This window comes from Mesorhizobium sp. P2_A12, assembly GCF_056405075.1.
Window position 1 is genome coordinate 1 of record NZ_JBFUCU010000042.1, and the last position, 18,032, is coordinate 18,032.

Consider the following 18,032-nt stretch of genomic DNA (forward strand, 5'->3'; position numbering starts at 1 on the left):
GCAGTCGACGTGAGCGTAGTGGCGGTTGGCCGTCTCGTATTCGACATGCGCCGTCGAGATCGTGATGCCGCGCGCCTTCTCCTCAGGGGCCGCGTCGATCTGGTCGTAGCGCTTGTATTCGCCAAAATACTTCGTGATCGCCGCCGTCAACGACGTCTTGCCATGGTCAACGTGACCAATCGTGCCGATGTTCACATGAGGCTTGTTACGCTCGAATTTACCTTTTGCCATAGTCTCTTTCCTTGGACGGCCTGGACCTTCAGTTCAGTCGAATGCGGGGCGATTAGCGACAAAGGCCAAAAAACACAAGCGTCTTTTGGCCGGGTGCAGTCTCACTCAGTCCGAACCATTGATCCGATTGCGGGATATGGCGCTGACATAGGAAAGGGCGAGACGAAATGAAATGGGTGGCAGGCGGATCGATCGAAGCCGCCACGGCGCTGTTTTGCCTGCCCATCCGTGTCTGATTCACCGCCAGGTCATGGCCCATTGCGGTCGTCATCGAGGTCTGATTTCCTCGCCGGATGCATTTCATTCCGACCGCTATCCGCGGCCCCCTGTTCATGATCGTCTCGACCGGATCGTATCTCGTCAACGATACGATGATGAAACTCGCGACATCGGGCCTGCCGTCCTACGAAGTGCTGTTTCTGCGCGGTGCGGCGGCAACGCTCTGGGGTTTCCCGCTGTTGTTCGCGCTGGGCTACGGCAAGCAGATTCCGCTGATCTTCGACAGGCACGTGCTGCGCAGGAACCTGCTCGAGCTGGCGGCGATCCTCTGCTACGTGGTGGCGCTCGCCAACATGCAGATCGCGGATTCGACAGCACTCGGTCAGATCACGCCGCTGTTGATGCTGGTCGGCTCCTCGATCCTTTTCGGCGAGCGGATCGGCGGCCAGAGGATGGCGCTGATCGGACTCGGCTTCATCGGCGCGCTGATGGTGGCGCAACCGACCATGCAAGGCATTTCGGTCTACGCCTTGCTGGCGCTCGGCAACGCGACGCTGTCGGCGGCACGCGACCTTGCCGGCAGGCGGGTTACGGCAGAGGTGCCGGGGATGATCGTGGCGATCTCCGCCGTCGTGGTGGTGCTGATCGGTGCCGGAGCCGCGCATCTGGTTTCCGAACGCTGGGTTATGCCGGAGGCGCGCCATCTGCTGCTGATGGCAGGCGCCGGATTTTTCCTGATCTTCGGCCACTTCTTCATCTTCATGGCCTATCGCGTCGGGCCGACCAGTGCGGTGGCGCCGTTCTACTATTGCTTCACCGTCTGGGCGGTCATTTCGGGCCTGCTGGTGTTCGGACAATTCCCGAATGCGCTGGCGGTCTGCGGCATCCTGCTGGTGGTGGGCAGCGGACTTGCCATCGTCTCGCTGGACCAGCGCAAGCGCCGACTGACCGTCGTCGCCTAGCAGCGCCCAAGCAGGCCAAGCGGGCGCTCACCCGCGTCTTTCCGCGCGCTGTTGCCGAGCCGAAAAAGATCGTCTAATCGGCGAAGACCGTCCAATCCAAGACGCCATGATCAATCAGCCAAGGGAGTTTCCCCATGACGGATTTTGACCAGAACAAGAACTCCGACGCCGAACACGAGGCCGCCATCCGCAAGTCGCTTGTCGGCTGGGCGGTGTTCATCGCGGGAACGCTGATCTTTTTCGCCGCAGCCGACGCAGTGCTGATGCCATAGGCAGATATCGCGTACCGGCCCGAAGCTGGTCCTCGGCAGAAATTCGTATTTCAGACGATCCGGCCGGCACCTGGAGCGGTTCATCGTTTCACGGAAACGCAGAACCGCCCTACCTCTTTGTCTTACGCCCGTCTTCCGCTGAACTGGTGGTAGGCCCACAGCACGACCACCGCGCCGATCACGGCGACGATCAGGCTGTAGATGTTGAGGCCGGTGACGCCCGACGCACCGAAGGCGCTGAAGATCAGCCCGCCGACAATGGCGCCGACGATGCCGAGCACGATGTCCATCAAAATGCCCTGGCCGCTCTTGTTGACGATCTTGCTGCCCAAGAAGCCGGCGATGACGCCGAGTATGATCCAGCTGATGATTGACATTTTTTCCTCTCCATCCACCCGCCAGCCGAACATTTTCATAGGATTGTCAAAAGCTCAAGCCAGCTTGAAATTCCGCCCGCATGCCCCATTGTTGAGGTGGGGTTGGGCTGGTCGTTATGGAGGATCCACTATGGGACTTTTTGACAACGCCGTTCCCGGCGGCAACATCACCAAACCGCTGATGATCGCGCTCGGCGCGCTGCTGGTCGGAAAAATGCTGAGCGGCAGAAGTGCCGAACAACCGGACCAGACCGGGACCCCGGCCCCGACCGGACCCGCTTCCACCGGAACGACCTCCGCCGACGGCGGCCTGCTCGGCGGATTGGGCGGCCTGCTCGACAAGCTCAGGGATGCCGGCCACGGCAATGTCGCCGACTCGTGGGTCGGCACCGGGCAGAACCAGTCGATCAACGCCAATGATCTCGGCGCCGCACTCGGGCCGCAGGTCATTCACGAGATCGCGCAACGGACGGGGATGGACGAGCAGGAACTGCTCAAGCAGCTGTCCACGGCACTGCCCGGCGTCATCGACAAGCTGACGCCGAACGGCCAGGTGCCGCAGCAGCACCAGGTTGCGTCCGCGTTCAACAGCTAGCGCCACGCAGACGTCTGCACAGGGGAGCGCTGCGCGGCTTGCCGCGCGGTGTTTCGACCTGGAGATCGTGTGGACGCAAGTCTGGACCGATTTTCGACCCGGAGCAGACTCTCGCAGGCGAAGATGCGCATGATGGCTTTGCGCCGCATCTCGGGCACTACGACGGTCCCGTCCATTCACCAAAATCGGACATCGATGGAGCAGAGGCAACAGACAGCTTTGCGCCAAGTCCGGTCGTTCGTGGCGCAATCCCAGGCGGACATTTCATTTTTCCCGGCAACGTCAAACTGCCACAATGCGGAGCACTGTCGTCCCGAACTTGTACGCTATCCTCGCGCGTGATATCGATACTGATGCGTGGACTGCTGATACTTGTCGTATTGGCGCTTGCCGCGACCAATGCAGCGGCGGGCGACTTGTTGTTCGACGCCATAGCTGCCGGCGACAAAGTGGGTGTCGAGCAAGCTCTCGCGAGTGGTGCCGGCGTTGACACCCGGGCACGCGACCAAGCAACCCTTCTCATAGCTGCAGCGCTCGACAACCAGCCGGACATCGCCGAATTCCTGCTGGGCAAGGGTGCCGACGTCATGGCGCGTAACTCGGGCGGCTTCACCCCACTTCATGCGGCGGCCTTCTCGGGCAGCCTGCCGATCGCCAAGCTGTTGCTGGAAAGAGGAGCTGTGCTCGACGATGCCGCCAACAAGGCGGGTGCTACCCCGTTGTTGGTGGCCGGCGAGGAAAACCACGTTGAACTGGCCGAATTCCTTATTGCGAAAGGTGCCGATGTGAACCATCCCGAGGGCCATGGCTACATGCCGACAACGCGCGCATTCTGGAAGGGCAACACGGATATCATACGACTGTTCAAACGCCATGGTGCTACCTGCCAAGCCAAAATCCTTGGCGAGGCAAACGCGGCGAAGTGCGCCGAAATCCACGATTAACGGAGGATGCAGATGAGCACGATGATCAAATCACGACCGGTTCGGAATTTGGGGGCGGCTGCCCTGGTCGCGATAGCTGCGGTCGCCAGCGCGGGATCGGCCTGTGCCGACGATTCGGTAAACACCGGCTATTTCGGCGGTGTGGCGATCATGGGCTACGACGCGGTCGCTTACTTCACTGACGGCAAGGCCGTGAAGGGCTCGGAAGAGTTCACTTATGACTGGCTGGGGACACCCTGGCATTTCGCCAGCAAGAAACACCTGGAAATGTTCATGAGCGAACCGGTCAAGTACGCTCCTCAGTATGGCGGCTACTGTGCTGCCGAAGTCGTGGGCGGAGGGGTCACGATCAACGTCGATCCGGAAGCATTCAAGATTATCGACGGCAAGCTCTACCTGATCTACGACGTCGGCAATGCGGACCATTTCGCCGCGCATGCAGCTGAAAATATACCGAAAGCTGATGCCAACTGGCCGAAGGTCGCGGCCAATTTGGAGCTCGACAAATATCACTGAGACGCGCGCATCTACTGAACCACCGCGAAGTGGAATACCTTGCTTGAGTTGACGAAGGAATAGCCGCCGCCGCTATCGTCGCGGCGTCTGTAGACTGGTCCGCAATCGGGGCGCCCGAACATATTCTCGCTCAGCTCGCACAAGAGGTCGCCATCGACGTAGACGGTCTCGGTGACCAGCCGCGTCGTCGAGCGGAAAGCCGCCTTGCCGTCGCTCCCGATCTGAAGGAAGGCTGGTTGGAGACCGGGTTCGATCTGGCCCTGCAGCGTATGGCCCAGCACCAGCGAGGCGATCTCCCCGCCCTTCAAGCGGTTGTGCTCGTCGCCGGCGAAGCCGAACGGCCATTCGGGCAAGCCCGCCTGCTGCAACGCGTCGATGATGAGAGCCAAATCCTGCCGGTTACGGTATTGGGTACCGCTGAGCCGGTATGCGGACAATGAATCGAACCCCGGTGTCGACATGGAACCTAGTCCCTCGGCGACCGCCGCCCTCGCATCCTGCAGGCGGCCGGCGCGGGCGTAAGCGGCAGCGAGGGTAATTCTGAAATCTCCAACTGACGGCGCATCGTCGCGCGTGCGTTCGAGCGCCTCGATCGCCTTGTCGTTGCTACCTTGAATGAGAAAGACCAGACCGGCAATTTGCCGGTTGATGGGTGAAAGGTTGGGATCGAGCCTGAGCGCCGTCTCGACCGCGGTGGCTGCGTCGGCATGATTGCCGGCGAACAGTTGCACGTATCCTAGAGCTATTTGCGTCTCCGCATCGCCGGGGCCGAGTGCGACGGCTCGCTCGGCCGAAGCGATAGCTTCCTCGTAGCGGCGATCCACGACCTGCATGATGCCAAGAATCGCATAAGGCGACGAAAGGTCCGGGTCGAGTTGCAGCGCACGGCTTGCCTTCTCATAGGCGCGCTTGCGCGCGGGCGCGCTCTGCATGATGTCGTTGAACGATTCGCGCCAGATATAGACTGTCGTGCTTGCATCCGCCGTGAAGGCTTCGGCAAAAGCGGGGTCGAGCTCCTCCGCCTTGTCGTAGAGCGTGAGCGCCTCCCGCAGTCCTTCGCGCCGGCCGGTCCGTGCTGTCTGCTCGGCCCGAAGGTAGAAGTCGTAGGCTTCGAGGTTTTCGGTCGGCGGGCGCGCCATGCGCTCGCTCTCCGCTGCCGAAGGTTGCATGCCAAGCGCCTTGGCGATCTCCCGGCTCATCTCGTCCTGGACGGCAAACACGCCGGCCATGCCACGGTCGAACCGGTTGGCCCACAGATTGTCGCCCGTTGCCGTATCGATGAGCTGGGCATTGAGGCGGATTTGCTCGCCGGTGCGGCGGACGCTCCCCTCGACGACGAAGCGCACGCCAAGGTCGCGCGCGACGTCCGCCAGCGCTGCAGGCTTGTCCTTGTAGGCGAACACAGAGTTGCGCGCGATGACGTCCAGACCGGAAAGCTTGGTGAGGTCGGTGATCAGATCTTCGGTGATGCCGTCAGCGAAATAGTCCTGGCCTGGATCGCCGCCGAGGTCTGCAAACGGCAGCACGGCAACCGATGGCCGCGATGGCACCGAGAACTTCTGCCACGCAAAAATGCCGGCAATCGCGGCAATCGCCAGGACGGCGGCGGCTGCCAGGATCATGACGCGCGGACCCGGCCGGTGGGGCGCGGCCGTGACCTTTCCCGATGCCGCGGGATCGAGCAAGAGTCGATACGCGCGAACCGGATCGGCGATGTTCTTGAGGCGCTGCTCTCCCAGACTGGCAAAGCCGACATCCACCTTGTGCACCGCGTGGTCGAACGCCGTGCCCGAGATGCAAATACCCCCGGGCTCCGCCATTGCCTCCAGGCGCGCTGCAATGTTCACGCCATCGCCATAGATGTCATCGCCCTCGACGAGGACGTCGCCGAGATTGACGCCGATGCGAAACCGGATCTGCCGGGCATCAGTGGTGCCCCGATCGCGCTCCGCCATTCGGCGCTGGATCACGGCAGCGCACTGGACGGCATCGACGACGCTGGCGAACTCGACGAGCGCGCCGTCGCCCATGAGCTTGATAATGCGGCCGTGGAATTCCTTGATCGCGGGGTCGACCAGTTCGCGACGGCAACCCTTCAATCGTTCGAGCGTGCCTACCTCGTCCTCGCCCATGAGGCGGCTGTAGCCAACCACATCGGCAGCAAGTATCGCGGTAAGCCTTCGCTCCATACCTGCCAGCGCCCTCCCCGGTCGATCAAGCGGCTTCGCTGCAGCCTATTCTAGTCCCGCGTCGGACGCGAGCGTGCGCGACCGCTATCCCGAGGATGTCGGGGTTACTCAGTATGCGCAACGCTCCGATCCTTCCAACCGCGAGTTCTGAATGGAATGCTCTTCGACAAGATGTCCGCTTAGGTCAACAGCGCCGACTTGGCTGAATGTCCGCTTTGGAGGCCGAAATGCGGTGGGAATGACCAGATCGGGTCAGCTCACGACATCAGACCTTGAAGGTAGAACGTCCGCCATTGCTCTTCCCCACACAATAAGCGGACCTACTGTTTCTGGCCCACTGCGGTCATCTGAGAACTAGAGGCGGATGGCCGCTTCTGTTTGCTCGGTCTGACAGATGAGCCGAAAGGCGGCTTTCCACCTATTTCGCGCACGTCCTTTCAGTGCCGCTCTCTGTCGAGGGTAAGCTTAGCAAGCTGAATATCTGCAGTGGACTTTTAGGAATACCGGCGCAGTACTGACAGGCGCAGTGACACGGCCCAATCGATCTCAGGGAAAATTCTTATAAATATCAAATAGTTATATGGAGCGGGTAGCGGGAATCGAACCCGCATATTCAGCTTGGAAGGCTGCTGCTCTACCACTGAGCTATACCCGCGCCTTGCACTGAAGTACCGGATTCCCCCGAAAAGCGCCATGCACTTTTCGGTCCGATGCTTTCGCGTTTCAGGGCTTCCGGGCCGGCAGTGGTGGAGAGGGTTGGATTCGAACCAACGTAGGCTAAGCCAACGGATTTACAGTCCGTCCCCTTTAACCACTCGGGCACCTCTCCAGTCTGCCGCCGGAGCCATGCAACGAGGCATTCACGCCAATCCGGACCCGAGTTAAGTCTTCTCCGAAACCAGCGAAGCGCCTTATGGCGGCAAGGCCATTGGGTGTCAACCGCGCAACCGGCGTTTTTCGATGTTGTTCGCCGGCTGCGGCGACGAGCCATATCCCTGGCCTGAGGAGACGGCTATAGAAGCCTGCCATGAGCGACAAAACCAACACCCCCAAAGACACCCATTACGCCAAGCTGCGCCGCGCCTATCGCGACGAGAAAAGCGGCGGCGCGCCAGCATTCAGGCCCCGCCAGCCGGTTCCGCCGGGCGAACATGCCGCGGACGGCCTGGTGCGGCTCTATGGCCTGCACACGGTGCGCGCGGCGCTCGACAATCCGCGCCGCAAGATCAGAAAGATGCTGGTCACGCGCAATGCGGCCGAACGCCTGGAAATCGCCGATCTCGCCGCCCTGCCCTTCAAGGCGGAGCTGGTCGAACCCAGGGATATCGACAAGATCACCGGCTCGGACGCCGTGCACCAGGGCGTGCTGATCGAGGCCGAGCCGCTGAAGCCGAAGCGGCTTGACGCACTTGGCGATGCAAGGCTGGTGCTGGTGCTCGACCAGGTCACCGATCCGCACAATGTGGGCGCCATCCTGCGCTCGGCTGTCGCCTTCGGCGCCGGCGCGCTGATCACCACGGCACGCCACAGCCCGCAGGAATCGGGCGTGCTGGCGAAATCGGCCTCCGGCGCACTGGAGCATATCGACCAGATCGAGGTGAAGAACCTGGCCGACGCGCTCGGCCAGTTGCACGAGGCCGGGTTCCAGACCATCGGGCTCGATTCGGACGGGCCGGCGGAACTCGAAACGAGTTTTGCCGGTGACAGAATAGCGCTGGTGCTCGGCGCCGAGGGCAAGGGCCTGCGCCAGAAGACGCGCGAGACGGTGACGACGCTGGCGCGGCTCGACATGCCCGGCGCCATCCGTTCGCTCAATGTGTCGAACGCCGCGGCGATCAGCCTCTATGCGGCGCGGGCTTTCTTGAAGCGCGGCTGAGCCTCACGCCAAACATCTCGAAATGCGAAACGGGCTCCGGCGATGGACGCAGGAGCCCGTTCTTCGACAGGCACGAGTTGGCGGCTTGGGAACGTTGCGCCGCCCTCTCCTGACCTATGCAGCTTTGCCTTTGATTTCGCCTGCGTTGCCGCCCACCTCGAAATTGGCCATCCGCTCCAGCGCCCTGACCAGCGCCGAGTGATCCTCCTTGGCGCCGCCATTGGCGGCGCAGGAATTGAACAGCTGCTGCGTGGTCGAGGTGTTGGGCAGCGACACGCCGAGTGCTTTTGCCCCTTCCAGCGCCAGGTTGAGGTCCTTCTGGTGCAGTTCGATGCGAAAGCCCGGCGCGAAGGTGCGCTTGACCATGCGTTCGCCATGCACTTCGAGAATGCGCGAGGCCGCCAGCCCGCCCATCAGCGCTTGCCTGACCTTGGCTGGATCGGCACCGGCTTTCGATGCAAAAACAAGCGCTTCGGCGACAGCTTCAATGGTCAGCGCGACAACGATCTGGTTGGCCACCTTGGTGGTCTGGCCGACGCCGTTCGGCCCGACCAGGGTGATGTTCTTGCCCATCTTCTCGAACACCGGCCTGGCGCGCTCGAACGCCTTGTCCTCGCCGCCGACCATGATGGCCAGCGACGCCGCCTTGGCGCCGACTTCGCCGCCCGAAACCGGCGCGTCGAGATAGTCGCAGCCGAGCTCATTGATCTTCTTGGCGAGCACCTTGGTCTCGATCGGCGAGATCGAGCTCATGTCGATCACCAGCTTGCCCTTGGTCAGGCCGGACGCAACGCCGTTGTCGCCGAACAGCACTTCGGCGACCTGTGGTGTGTCAGGCACCATCGTGATGATGATGTCGGCTGCCTTGGCCACCGCGGCATGGCCCGAGACTGACTTCAGCCCCTTGGCGACGAGGTCGGCCGGCGGCTTCGCGCGATGGTCGCTGGCGATGACCGTATAGCCAGCATCCAGCAGATGCCCCGCCATCGGCGCGCCCATGATGCCGAGGCCGATGAAACCAATGGTTTCCATTGTTTTTCTCCGAAAGTGTTGTCCGAACTCATCGAAGGCTGGCGCTGCCCCTCATCCGCCTGCCGGCACCTTCTCCCCGTATAGTGACGGGGAGAAGGAAGTGCTCCAGCGCTGGCGACCCGTCTCCCCGTCCCTATACGGGGAGAGGGCAAGGGTGAGGGGCGGCGCAAGCGTTGCACAATTTCTGGCGCTCAAGCCGCCGCGCTTCCCTGCCCGGCCAGTTCCCTGAACCAATCCAGCCCAGCCTCCGTACCGGCCTTCGGCTTGTATTCCGCGCCGACCCAGCCGGAATAGCCGATGCGGTCGATATGCTCGTAGAGGAAGGGATAGTTGATCTCGCCCGTCCCCGGCTCGTGACGACCGGGATTGTCCGCAAGCTGGATATGCGCGATGCGGCCGAGGTTTGCCTCGATGGTACGGGCGAGATCCCCCTCCATGATCTGCATGTGATAGATGTCATATTGCAGGAACAGGTTCTTCGAACCGATACGGTCGATCAGCGCCAGCGCCTGGTCGGAGTAGTTGAGGAAGAAGCCGGGGATATCGCGGGTGTTGATCGCCTCGATCAGCAGCCGGATGCCGGCCTGCTCCAGCTTTTCCGCCGCAAAGGCGAGGTTTTCGGCAAAGACGTCCTCCAGCACCTTTCGGTCGACGCCTGCGGGAGCGATGCCGGCAAGGCAATTGACCTGCTGGCAGCCGAGCGCCTGCGCATAGGTGATCGCCTTGGCGATGCCCTGACGGAATTCCGGCACGCGATCCGGCAGCACGGCAATGCCGCGCTCGCCCTTGCCCCAGTCGCCCAGCGGCAGATTGAACAGCACCTGTGTCAGGCCGTTTTTCTTAAGCCGGGCGGCGACCACCTCGGGGGCGTGATCGTAGGGGCCGATATATTCGACGCCCTTGAAGCCCGCGCGGGCAGCTGCGTCAAAACGGTCGAGGAACTCATGCTCGCCAAAGAGCATGGAAAGATTGGCTGAGAAACGCGGCATTTCTTTTTCTCCTTTTCCGCTGATCTAATCCAGCATCACGATCGCCGTCGGCGCGTCTTCCTGATGTTCGGCAAGGTCCTCGAATTCGGTGATCTTGTCGATCTCGGTGCCCATGGAGATGTTGGTGACACGCTCGAGGATGAATTCGAGCACGACCGGAACCTGGTGCTCCTTCATCAGCCGCTGCGCTTCCTTGAAAGCGGCGGCGAATTCCTCGGGCTTGCGTACCCTGACCGCCTTGCAGCCCATCGCCTCGGCAACGGCAACATGGTCGACGCCATAGCCGGCCTCGGGATCGCCCGAGCGGTTGATGTTCTCGAAGGCGAGATTGACCTCGAAATCCATCGAAAAGCCGCGCTGCGCCTGGCGAATCAGCCCGAGATAGGCGTTGTTCACCACGACATGGAGATAGGGCAGCTTGTGCTGCGCACCGACCGCCAGTTCCTCGATCATGAATTGGAAATCATAGTCGCCCGACAGCGCCACGATGGTGCGGTCGGGGTCGGCGGCGCGAACGCCAAGGGCTGCCGGCAAGGTCCAGCCGAGCGGGCCGGCCTGGCCGCAATTGATCCAGTTGCGCGGCTTGTAGACATGCAGGAATTGCGCCCCGGCGATCTGCGACAGGCCGATCGTGGTGACATAGGTGACATCGCGGCCGAACGCCTTGTTCATCTCCTCGTAGACACGCTGCGGCTTCAGCGGCACCTGGTCGAAATGCGTCTTGCGCTTCATGGTCTTCTTGCGGCCCTGGCATTCCTTGGCCCAACCGGACCAGTCGCGCAGCTTGCCAGCCGTCTTCCACTCGGTGGCGACGTCGAGCAGTACCTTCAGTGCCGCGCCCGCATCCGAGACGACGCCGAGGTCCGGCGCGAAGACACGGCCGATCTGAGTGGGTTCGATGTCGACATGGATGAATTTCTTGCCCTTGGTGTAGACGTCGACCGACCCGGTGTGGCGATTGGCCCAGCGGTTGCCGATGCCGAAGACGAAATCGGCCTCCAGCATCGTCGCATTGCCGTAGCGATGCGAGGTCTGCAGCCCGCACATGCCGGCCATCAGCCGGTGGTCGTCGGGGATGGCGCCCCAGCCCATCAAGGTCGGGATGACCGGCACGCCTGAAATCTCGGCGAATTCGATGAGCAGATCCGATGCATCGGCATTGATGATGCCGCCGCCGGCGACGATCAGCGGCTTTTCGGCCGTGTTGAGCATCGCCAGCGCCTTTTCGGCCTGCGCGCGCGTCATTGCCGGCTTGAACGGCGTCAACGGCTCATAGGCATCGATGTCGAACTCGATCTCAGCCAGTTGCACATCGACCGGCAGGTCGATCAGCACCGGGCCCGGCCGCGACGAGCGCATCAGGTGGAACGCCTTCTGCAGTGTCATCGGCACCAGATAGGGCTCCATGACGGTGACCGCCCATTTGGCGACCGGTGCGGCGATGGCGGCGATGTCGACCGCCTGGAAATCCTCCTTGTTCAGCCGTGCACGCGGCGCCTGGCCGGTGATGCACAGGATCGGGATGGAATCCGCCGCGGCCGAATAAAGCCCGGTGATCATATCGGTACCCGCCGGACCCGAGGTGCCGATGCACAGCCCAATATTGCCAGCCTTGGCGCGGGTAAAACCTTCCGCCATGTGCGAGGCGCCCTCGACGTGGCGGGCAAGGACATGGCGGATCGTTCCCCTCGCCTTCAGGGCCGAGTAGAACGGGTTGATCGCCGCGCCCGGCACGCCGAAAGCGCAGGAAATGCCTTCCTTTTCGAGAACGAGAACCGCAGCATCGACAGCGCGCATCCTGGCCATTTTCCGGCCCTCCACAGGGGTTTTGTCATTGTTGGATGGCTGAGAATGCCATCAAGCCAGCCATTTTTCAATTTTTTCAGAATATTTTTTCATTTCCAGGAAACGGCGATTAGCCAATGAATTTGAACGGCTTTTCGTTTTCCACCGATTTCATGCCCCCACACAATGAAAAACTTTTTCATTGCCTCTCGCGCCAAATTGCCGACAATGCGGCCATGGAAACCACCGAGAAACGCCAGCGCGGTCGGCCGCGCGCCTTCAACGGGCCCTCCGAGCCGACTTCGGTCCAGTCGCTCGACCGGGCACTACGCATCCTGGCCATTGTCGCCGAAGGCAGCGGCCTGTCCCTAAGCGAGATATCAGCGCAAAGCGGCCTTGCCGCCTCTACCGCCTACCGCATGCTGACGACGCTCGAAAACCACGGCATGGTCGAATTCGACACCAGCGATCAGCTGTGGTCGATCGGCGTCGAGACCTACCGCATGGGCGCGGCGTTCCTGCGCCGCCGCAAGCTGGTCGACCGTGCCCGTATCGTCATGCAGGAGTTGATGGAAAGGACCGGCGAGACCGCCAATCTCGGCGTTGCCGAGGATGATTGCGTGGTCTTTGTCAGCCAGGTCGAGACGCACCAGGCGATCCGCGCCTTCTTCCGGCCGGGGACGCGCAGCCCGTTCCATGCGTCCGGCATCGGCAAGGCAGTGCTGGCGCATCTTGAGCCGGAGCGTGTCGGCACCATCCTGCGCAAGGCTGGACTGCAGCGCTTCACCGACAGGACGCTTTCCGACATTTCCGCCCTTGCCCATGACCTGGCAACGATCAAACGGCGTGGCTGGTCGGTGGACGACGAGGAGCGGCACCCCGGCATGCGTTGCGTGGCAGCCGCCATCTTCAATGAATTCGGCGAGCCGATCGGTGGTGTCTCGGTGTCGGGGCCGACCGTGCGGGTGACGCCGGAACGGCTGGCCGAGATCGGCCCTTTGGTGCGCGATGCCGCAGCCGAGGTGACGAGGTTGATTGGCGGCGCTCTCTCAGCCTGATGCGGCGCGAGGAGACTCACCGCCGCGAGTAGGCCAATCGGGCAAAGAACAGGCAAGCAAGCAGACAGCCGATGGCGAACATGCCCCCCACCAGCCCGGCCTGTTCAAGAAAAACCTCGCTGCTTTCGGAATTGGAGCACCAGCCAAGTTCGTTGAAGCAATCCCGCCACAACCAGTAGCGGTCATGCCAGGCCAGCGCGAACAGCAGAGCACCGGCTCCCGTGGCGATGGCCAGAACGGCCTAAATTGCTTTCCTCATAGGATCGTTGTCCCGCCGCAATATCTCGAAATCATGGCCTCGGTACCCGGCCGGGATCCGATCCCATCCCCTCCCCCCGAACATCTTGCGAACAGCAAAAAGAGGGGCTGCGGGGCGCCCCTCCTGCAGTTGCTTGAGACGCCACCTCCTCTCAGAGCCGGCAGTAGTGACGGTAGCCGTCGTAGCCGACATAGGTGTCTGAGTCCGGATCGTAGCTTGCGTAGCGGTCGAAGCAGCGGCGGACGTGCCACGAGCCGCCGTCTTCGTCGACATAGACGGTGCGGGGCTGCTGGGCGAGCAGGGTGCCCAGGACAAAGCCGCCAACGCCGGCGGCGATGCCGATGCCGAGGTCGTGGTGATGATGCGAATGCGCGGCCGAAGGCTGGACGGTGCCGACCAGCATGGTGGCAGCGACGGTGGTGGCGATGAGGCCGGAAACGAGTGTGCGCGTGAACATGATGATCTCCTTGCTTCGTTGAACGAGGCGATCCATCCGCCTCTTGATCATCTGTCGTTGCGGCAAGGAAAAAGGTTCGAATCTTTTTTCGATTTTCCTGGAACCGCAGAAATCAAACAGTGTGGAGGCCTGCCGGCGCGATGCCTGCACGTATCGACGGAAGTCTGGACCTTAGCGTCGAGGCCGGGGCTCAGCGACCTGGCGCATAACGCAAAAAGGGCGGCCGAAGCCGCCCTTTGGGGAATTGGGTCCCTCCATCAAAGGAAAATGATCACCCGGCCATGATGGTGGTGATGATGATGGTTGTGGTGCCACCACCAATGCTCGAAATGCCTGTAGTGATGATGATGATGGTGATGATGATGCATGCCATGGGCTGACGACGTGCCGACAGTGCCGGCGAGCGCGCCGGTGGCGACGAAAATGGCAACGAGGCCTGACGTAAGAGTGCGCTTGAACATGATGATCTCCTGGATCCTTGATCGAGGCGACCCATTCGCCTCTGACCATCAGTCGGCGCGGTACGGCAAATGGTTCGAAAGGTTTCGGAGATTTTTCGGCGGCGCCGGAAGGCGAGTGAATAGCGAATAGGGAGCAGCGAGTAGCGAAAGAGCAGCACTCGCCACCTGAACTATTCGCAATTCCCTATTCGCTTACCGCTCACCCCATGCCGGTGACATGGCGAAGCCAGAAGGCGAGTGCGATGAAGCCGATGATGGTGGTGACGCCGGTCCAGTCGACATTGGCCTTCTTCACATCGCTGATGATTTTCACCAGCAGCATCCAGACCACGAAGATGATGGGGAGAATGATGACAAACCTGATCATGCGACACCCCTGCTCGAAGCGATTGCACCTTCCAGATATGTAGGAAGCGATTTGGCGGTTTGCAGGATGCCCTCCCCGGCGGTCCACTCGATGCCGGGTAACCGAAAATGGAGTTTTGTCTTTACTGGCGCAACAAATATGCTAACCGGAGCGCCGTGCCCTTGTAGCTCAGCTGGTAGAGCAGCGGTTTTGTAAACCGAAGGTCGGCGGTTCGATTCCGTCCGGGGGCACCAGCAAAATTGCAATATAATCAATATCTTATCTGTCATTAAATTCGCCTAGGCGCGCGAAATTGCGTTGCAACACATTACATTGAGAACTGCAAATTACCGGGCTTTGTCATCAATTCCTACGGAGTCCGTGCAACACGGATGCAACACAGAGAAGCGTCACTTTCCCCTCAACGCCAACCTATATCGGTAAGGGTTCGCCGGATCGATTTCAGCTTGTGGAATTGGGGCAATGGTCATGATTGGAGGGAGGCGACTTTGATAGCCCTCCAAGATTACCCTCTCGCAAAAGTCCAGAAGGAAATTCTCCCACCCAACCAGCTTGTCCTCTACGCCCACAAAAGCCTCGGTGACGACGATTGTGCGGCGCCAACGGGGTGCCACAACCCTGCCATGCTCGATTGTGAAATTCTTGATCTCAAGATTGCCTGATTTGGAATTGGGGTCATTGGAGTGCTCAGCGGCATTTCGCCACTTAATGACTTCGCCCACGTGAGCGTCGGCAAATGTGAGGAGCTTTGTGATTCCCGCATCCTTGCCCAAGGTGGTCTCCGCCCACACCACTGCTTGGGCAACCTTTGTCTTGCCGCCTTCAATCTTTGTCCACAATGAGCCAGCGTCAGGCTTGAAGGCCGTCGTCTTGAACAGTCGGAGGATTAGGCCGGCGACGGAATGGAGGTATTGTTTTGCAGATAGCAGAAACGCCTGTGCATCAGTTTCGAGGCCAATGGCATAAGGGATCGCGTTTATCCCCTTCCCTCGGTCGGCAATCGCCTTTTCTTGTCCAGTCGTGACACTGGTCTGAACCCTCAAGCGGGCCTGATGACAATCCATCAAAGCCTGCTGGCACCGCCAAATCTCGCCGGACACGTCCTCTTCGTCGTCTGTAGCGCTGAACCTCAAGGCCGACGCCTGTGATGTCAGGCGCGCAACTATTGGTTCGCTGGTCCCGTAATTCGCAACTTGCTGGAACGTGAAGGGGTTCATGGTTGGCTAGAGACCTTCGATCCTCTTGCGATCATAGACGAAGCATTGACAACAAAAACCCCGCGCGAAACGGGCTAAATCTTTGCGTACACCCGCGCCACCTTCGCTTAGGGCGGTAACACCTTCGCACAATTGCGGCGCGGCATTGCGGCGCGTACTTTTGTAGCCGTCGGCGGTTTTTTCCTCCCATCCTTGTCGCTGACCCCACGCTCACCACCGCCCCTCCCCCACGGCGGTGAGCTATTAATAACCCGCTGCCTTTCTCTCCCTCCTGGCAGCGGGTTTTTTACCGTCTGCCCGCCATACAAACAAAAAGCCCGCGCGTAGCGGGGTTAGGCGTCGTTCAGCCCACACGCAGGACAGCCCCGTCTCATGCAGCAAGCAATCCTGACACGGTAAGCTACCCGGTACAACGTCGACCAGGCTGTCCGCAGGATCATTCGATCCCTGTTCGGATCCACGTACATGAACGACCGCACGACGTACACTTGATGGCCATTGCTGGTCTCAACCGTCCCATGACTAGCGACGGTAAACTCTGGTCTTTATGTGGATGTGAAATGCACTACGCCGCGAAGCGATCTGCGCTGGCAAAGGCAAGAGGGTTTAGGTCGCAACAAGGCTGCGCCTGAAACAAGGCGCCAGCCAAGCGGAAGGCGAAGGCGTAGTTCGCGTCAAGCGCGCCATTGCGGAGGCGAAACTCGTCAGCTCCTTGGGCAGGTTGGCATAGGCTCATCGAGTCTGGGAACTATTTCGCATCGACGACGTTTCTGGATAGCCAGAAATAGTGCCCAATTCAGCGAGGACTTGATCATGAAGTTCCTGTCCGGCATGGCGGTCGCCTTAATATCAACGTTGGCGCTGACGAGCACTGGTCCAGTTGATGCCGCACCAATTTTCGTGCCTCAGACGCAAAACGCACAGTCCGACGTCATCCAAATTCGGGGCGGCGCCAGATGGCGCAACAATTATTGGGGAGGCGGCCATTACGGGCGACACGGGGGTGGTTACTATGGCCACCGCTATCATGGGGGTGGATACGGTGGCTATGACGATTTTCCAGGAGGGCTTATCGCCGGAGCACTGATCGGAAGCATGTTCACCAACGGCTACTATGGTGGCGGCTACTACGGTGGCTATGCTGACCCCTACTACGGTGGTGGGTATTATGCCGACCCCTATTACGGCGGTGGCTATTACCGTCCTGTGTACTATCACAGGCACTACTATCACAGGCACTACTATCATAGGCACTACTATCATTATAGACACTACTACCACCACCGGCACTACTACCACCACTACAGGTATCACCACCGTAGGCACTACTACCGTTACTGAAATACGACATTGCTTTCGCGTTTAGCCCGCTGCCTCACGGTGGCGTGCCTTTTCGTCAAAGAGCGCCCTTGCGGGGGCGATTCTTGCGCGCGATGCTGCGTAGTCGGGCACGTGCCTCAGATGTTCCTCTCGATATGAGCCTCAATCGGATTTGGGCGCCGTAGCTCAAATCTTTTAGCTGCCATAAAGGTCAGCACGATAGCGGCAGCTATCGATGCAATGACGGTGGTGGTAAGGGCTAGACTTCTCACCATCTTCACTACCGCCGTTTCACCTTCGGCGTGATCTCTTCAACCCTCACCTTGTCGCCGATCTCCCTTGCCAACGCGAAGGCCTTGGCTGCATCCTTTGTGGTCCGCACGGTGCGCCAATGCGGCCTCTCGAACACGCTCACGACGTAGGTTGTCGGCGGCTTACCGGTCATCGGATGTGTGGCCCTTCATGGTTTGTTGACCATATTAGCTGATGATAATAAGCGGACATGCTAGGTATTTCGTACATGCCACAAAGGCCCCGGCGCATTCACCCTGGCGCCGGGGCCTTAAGCTTTTTATACGGTACAGGCCCTAGCGCCGCTTTTCTGGGCGTCACGACATGGTTCGCAGGAGCTAGCCATGCTTAGCCTTGCCGTAGGAGTTCGGCCTTGTGATGCCGCGCCGGCGCGTGTTTTGATTTAGCGCAAGGACGGTGGGGGTCAGCCGGGAGCAGGGATAGTGGCTGGGATGTTAGAGCGCTTCTGCTGCCGTCCTGAGGAGATTGTCATGAAATCCATATCGAGGAGAGCAGTGCTCGGGCTTGCTGCCGCAATGCTCATGGCCGGCAGTGCCGGCGCCGTCAAGGCTGCTGCGATTGTCCAGGTCTCCCTGTGGGACAAGGGCGCGAGTA

General features: G+C 60.7%; 19 protein-coding genes and 3 tRNA genes. 9 read left to right on the plus strand and 13 right to left on the minus strand.

The window, feature by feature from the left end:
• Positions 1-231 (minus strand): GTP-binding protein (locus tag AC1DZU_RS34435; protein ID WP_477291778.1); only part of this gene is annotated, 231 nt, incomplete at its 3' end.
• Positions 232-524: 293 nt separating this feature from the next.
• Here AC1DZU_RS34435 and AC1DZU_RS34440 point away from each other — a divergent pair.
• Together AC1DZU_RS34440 and AC1DZU_RS34445 are read left to right on the plus strand one after the other, a co-directional pair.
• Positions 525-1,412 carry a DMT family transporter gene (locus tag AC1DZU_RS34440; RefSeq protein ID WP_477291780.1) on the plus strand — a complete coding sequence of 296 codons (888 nt, stop codon included), beginning with the start codon at positions 525-527 and terminating at the stop codon, positions 1,410-1,412.
• Between the two features lie 134 nt (positions 1,413-1,546).
• Complete coding sequence (locus AC1DZU_RS34445; RefSeq protein ID WP_477291782.1) at positions 1,547-1,684, plus strand: hypothetical protein; 138 nt, start codon at positions 1,547-1,549, stop codon at positions 1,682-1,684.
• Between the two features lie 122 nt (positions 1,685-1,806).
• Here AC1DZU_RS34445 and AC1DZU_RS34450 read toward each other — a convergent pair whose 3' ends face one another.
• Positions 1,807-2,061, minus strand: coding sequence for a GlsB/YeaQ/YmgE family stress response membrane protein (locus AC1DZU_RS34450; RefSeq protein ID WP_477291784.1), 255 nt, complete (start codon positions 2,059-2,061; stop codon positions 1,807-1,809).
• Positions 2,062-2,191: 130 nt separating this feature from the next.
• Between AC1DZU_RS34450 and AC1DZU_RS34455 the strand changes: the two genes are divergently transcribed.
• From AC1DZU_RS34455 to AC1DZU_RS34465, 3 genes are all read left to right on the plus strand, one after another.
• The gene (locus AC1DZU_RS34455) at positions 2,192-2,656 is read left to right on the plus strand and encodes a YidB family protein (RefSeq protein ID WP_477291786.1); all 465 of its coding nucleotides are present in this window, start codon (positions 2,192-2,194) and stop codon (positions 2,654-2,656) included.
• Positions 2,657-3,009: 353 nt separating this feature from the next.
• The gene (locus tag AC1DZU_RS34460; protein ID WP_477291812.1) at positions 3,010-3,600 is read left to right on the plus strand and encodes an ankyrin repeat domain-containing protein; all 591 of its coding nucleotides are present in this window, start codon (positions 3,010-3,012) and stop codon (positions 3,598-3,600) included.
• A 12-nt stretch (positions 3,601-3,612) separates the two neighbouring features.
• Positions 3,613-4,116, plus strand: coding sequence for a YHS domain-containing (seleno)protein (locus AC1DZU_RS34465; RefSeq protein WP_477291788.1), 504 nt, complete (start codon positions 3,613-3,615; stop codon positions 4,114-4,116).
• Between the two features lie 11 nt (positions 4,117-4,127).
• Here the strand turns inward: AC1DZU_RS34465 and AC1DZU_RS34470 are convergent, their stop codons facing one another.
• From AC1DZU_RS34470 to AC1DZU_RS34480, 3 genes are all read right to left on the minus strand, one after another.
• Complete coding sequence (locus tag AC1DZU_RS34470; protein WP_477291790.1) at positions 4,128-6,305, minus strand: tetratricopeptide repeat protein; 2,178 nt, start codon at positions 6,303-6,305, stop codon at positions 4,128-4,130.
• A gap of 581 nt (positions 6,306-6,886) precedes the next feature.
• Positions 6,887-6,960: transfer RNA gene (locus AC1DZU_RS34475), tRNA-Gly, on the minus strand.
• 89 nt (positions 6,961-7,049) lie between these two features.
• Positions 7,050-7,134, minus strand: a tRNA-Tyr gene (locus tag AC1DZU_RS34480).
• A gap of 198 nt (positions 7,135-7,332) precedes the next feature.
• Between AC1DZU_RS34480 and AC1DZU_RS34485 the strand changes: the two genes are divergently transcribed.
• Positions 7,333-8,181 carry a TrmH family RNA methyltransferase gene (locus AC1DZU_RS34485; protein ID WP_477291792.1) on the plus strand — a complete coding sequence of 283 codons (849 nt, stop codon included), beginning with the start codon at positions 7,333-7,335 and terminating at the stop codon, positions 8,179-8,181.
• Positions 8,182-8,295: 114 nt separating this feature from the next.
• On the opposite strand, the gene AC1DZU_RS34490 is transcribed toward AC1DZU_RS34485, so the two are convergent.
• From AC1DZU_RS34490 to gcl, 3 genes are all read right to left on the minus strand, one after another.
• Positions 8,296-9,213, minus strand: coding sequence for a 2-hydroxy-3-oxopropionate reductase (locus AC1DZU_RS34490; RefSeq protein WP_477291794.1), 918 nt, complete (start codon positions 9,211-9,213; stop codon positions 8,296-8,298).
• A gap of 191 nt (positions 9,214-9,404) precedes the next feature.
• The gene (otnI, locus tag AC1DZU_RS34495; RefSeq protein WP_477291796.1) at positions 9,405-10,202 is read right to left on the minus strand and encodes a 2-oxo-tetronate isomerase; all 798 of its coding nucleotides are present in this window, start codon (positions 10,200-10,202) and stop codon (positions 9,405-9,407) included.
• A gap of 24 nt (positions 10,203-10,226) precedes the next feature.
• Positions 10,227-12,008 carry a glyoxylate carboligase gene (gcl, locus tag AC1DZU_RS34500; RefSeq protein ID WP_477291798.1) on the minus strand — a complete coding sequence of 594 codons (1,782 nt, stop codon included), beginning with the start codon at positions 12,006-12,008 and terminating at the stop codon, positions 10,227-10,229.
• Positions 12,009-12,223: 215 nt separating this feature from the next.
• Here gcl and bhcR point away from each other — a divergent pair, with 215 nt between their 5' ends.
• Positions 12,224-13,045: an HTH-type transcriptional regulator BhcR gene (bhcR, locus tag AC1DZU_RS34505; RefSeq protein ID WP_477291800.1), complete on the plus strand. Its 822-nt coding sequence runs from the start codon at positions 12,224-12,226 to the stop codon at positions 13,043-13,045.
• 410 nt (positions 13,046-13,455) lie between these two features.
• Here the strand turns inward: bhcR and AC1DZU_RS34510 are convergent, their stop codons facing one another.
• From AC1DZU_RS34510 to AC1DZU_RS34520, 3 genes are all read right to left on the minus strand, one after another.
• A complete protein-coding gene (locus AC1DZU_RS34510; RefSeq protein ID WP_477228473.1) occupies positions 13,456-13,761 on the minus strand; it encodes a BA14K family protein in 306 nt (101 codons plus the stop codon).
• Positions 13,762-14,018: 257 nt separating this feature from the next.
• Positions 14,019-14,222 carry a hypothetical protein gene (locus tag AC1DZU_RS34515; RefSeq protein ID WP_477291802.1) on the minus strand — a complete coding sequence of 68 codons (204 nt, stop codon included), beginning with the start codon at positions 14,220-14,222 and terminating at the stop codon, positions 14,019-14,021.
• 199 nt (positions 14,223-14,421) lie between these two features.
• A complete protein-coding gene (locus tag AC1DZU_RS34520; RefSeq protein WP_477291804.1) occupies positions 14,422-14,589 on the minus strand; it encodes a hypothetical protein in 168 nt (55 codons plus the stop codon).
• Between the two features lie 157 nt (positions 14,590-14,746).
• On the opposite strand from AC1DZU_RS34520, the gene AC1DZU_RS34525 reads away from it, so the two are divergent.
• Positions 14,747-14,822 (plus strand) — tRNA-Thr (locus tag AC1DZU_RS34525).
• Positions 14,823-14,978: 156 nt separating this feature from the next.
• Here AC1DZU_RS34525 and AC1DZU_RS34530 read toward each other — a convergent pair.
• Complete coding sequence (locus AC1DZU_RS34530) at positions 14,979-15,806, minus strand: hypothetical protein (protein ID WP_477291806.1); 828 nt, start codon at positions 15,804-15,806, stop codon at positions 14,979-14,981.
• Positions 15,807-16,619: 813 nt separating this feature from the next.
• Here AC1DZU_RS34530 and AC1DZU_RS34535 point away from each other — a divergent pair.
• Positions 16,620-17,147, plus strand: a complete 528-nt coding sequence (locus tag AC1DZU_RS34535) for a hypothetical protein (protein WP_477291808.1) — start codon at positions 16,620-16,622, stop codon at positions 17,145-17,147.
• A gap of 259 nt (positions 17,148-17,406) precedes the next feature.
• Here AC1DZU_RS34535 and AC1DZU_RS34540 read toward each other — a convergent pair whose 3' ends face one another.
• Complete coding sequence (locus AC1DZU_RS34540; RefSeq protein ID WP_477291810.1) at positions 17,407-17,571, minus strand: hypothetical protein; 165 nt, start codon at positions 17,569-17,571, stop codon at positions 17,407-17,409.
• Positions 17,572-18,032 lie beyond the last annotated feature (461 nt).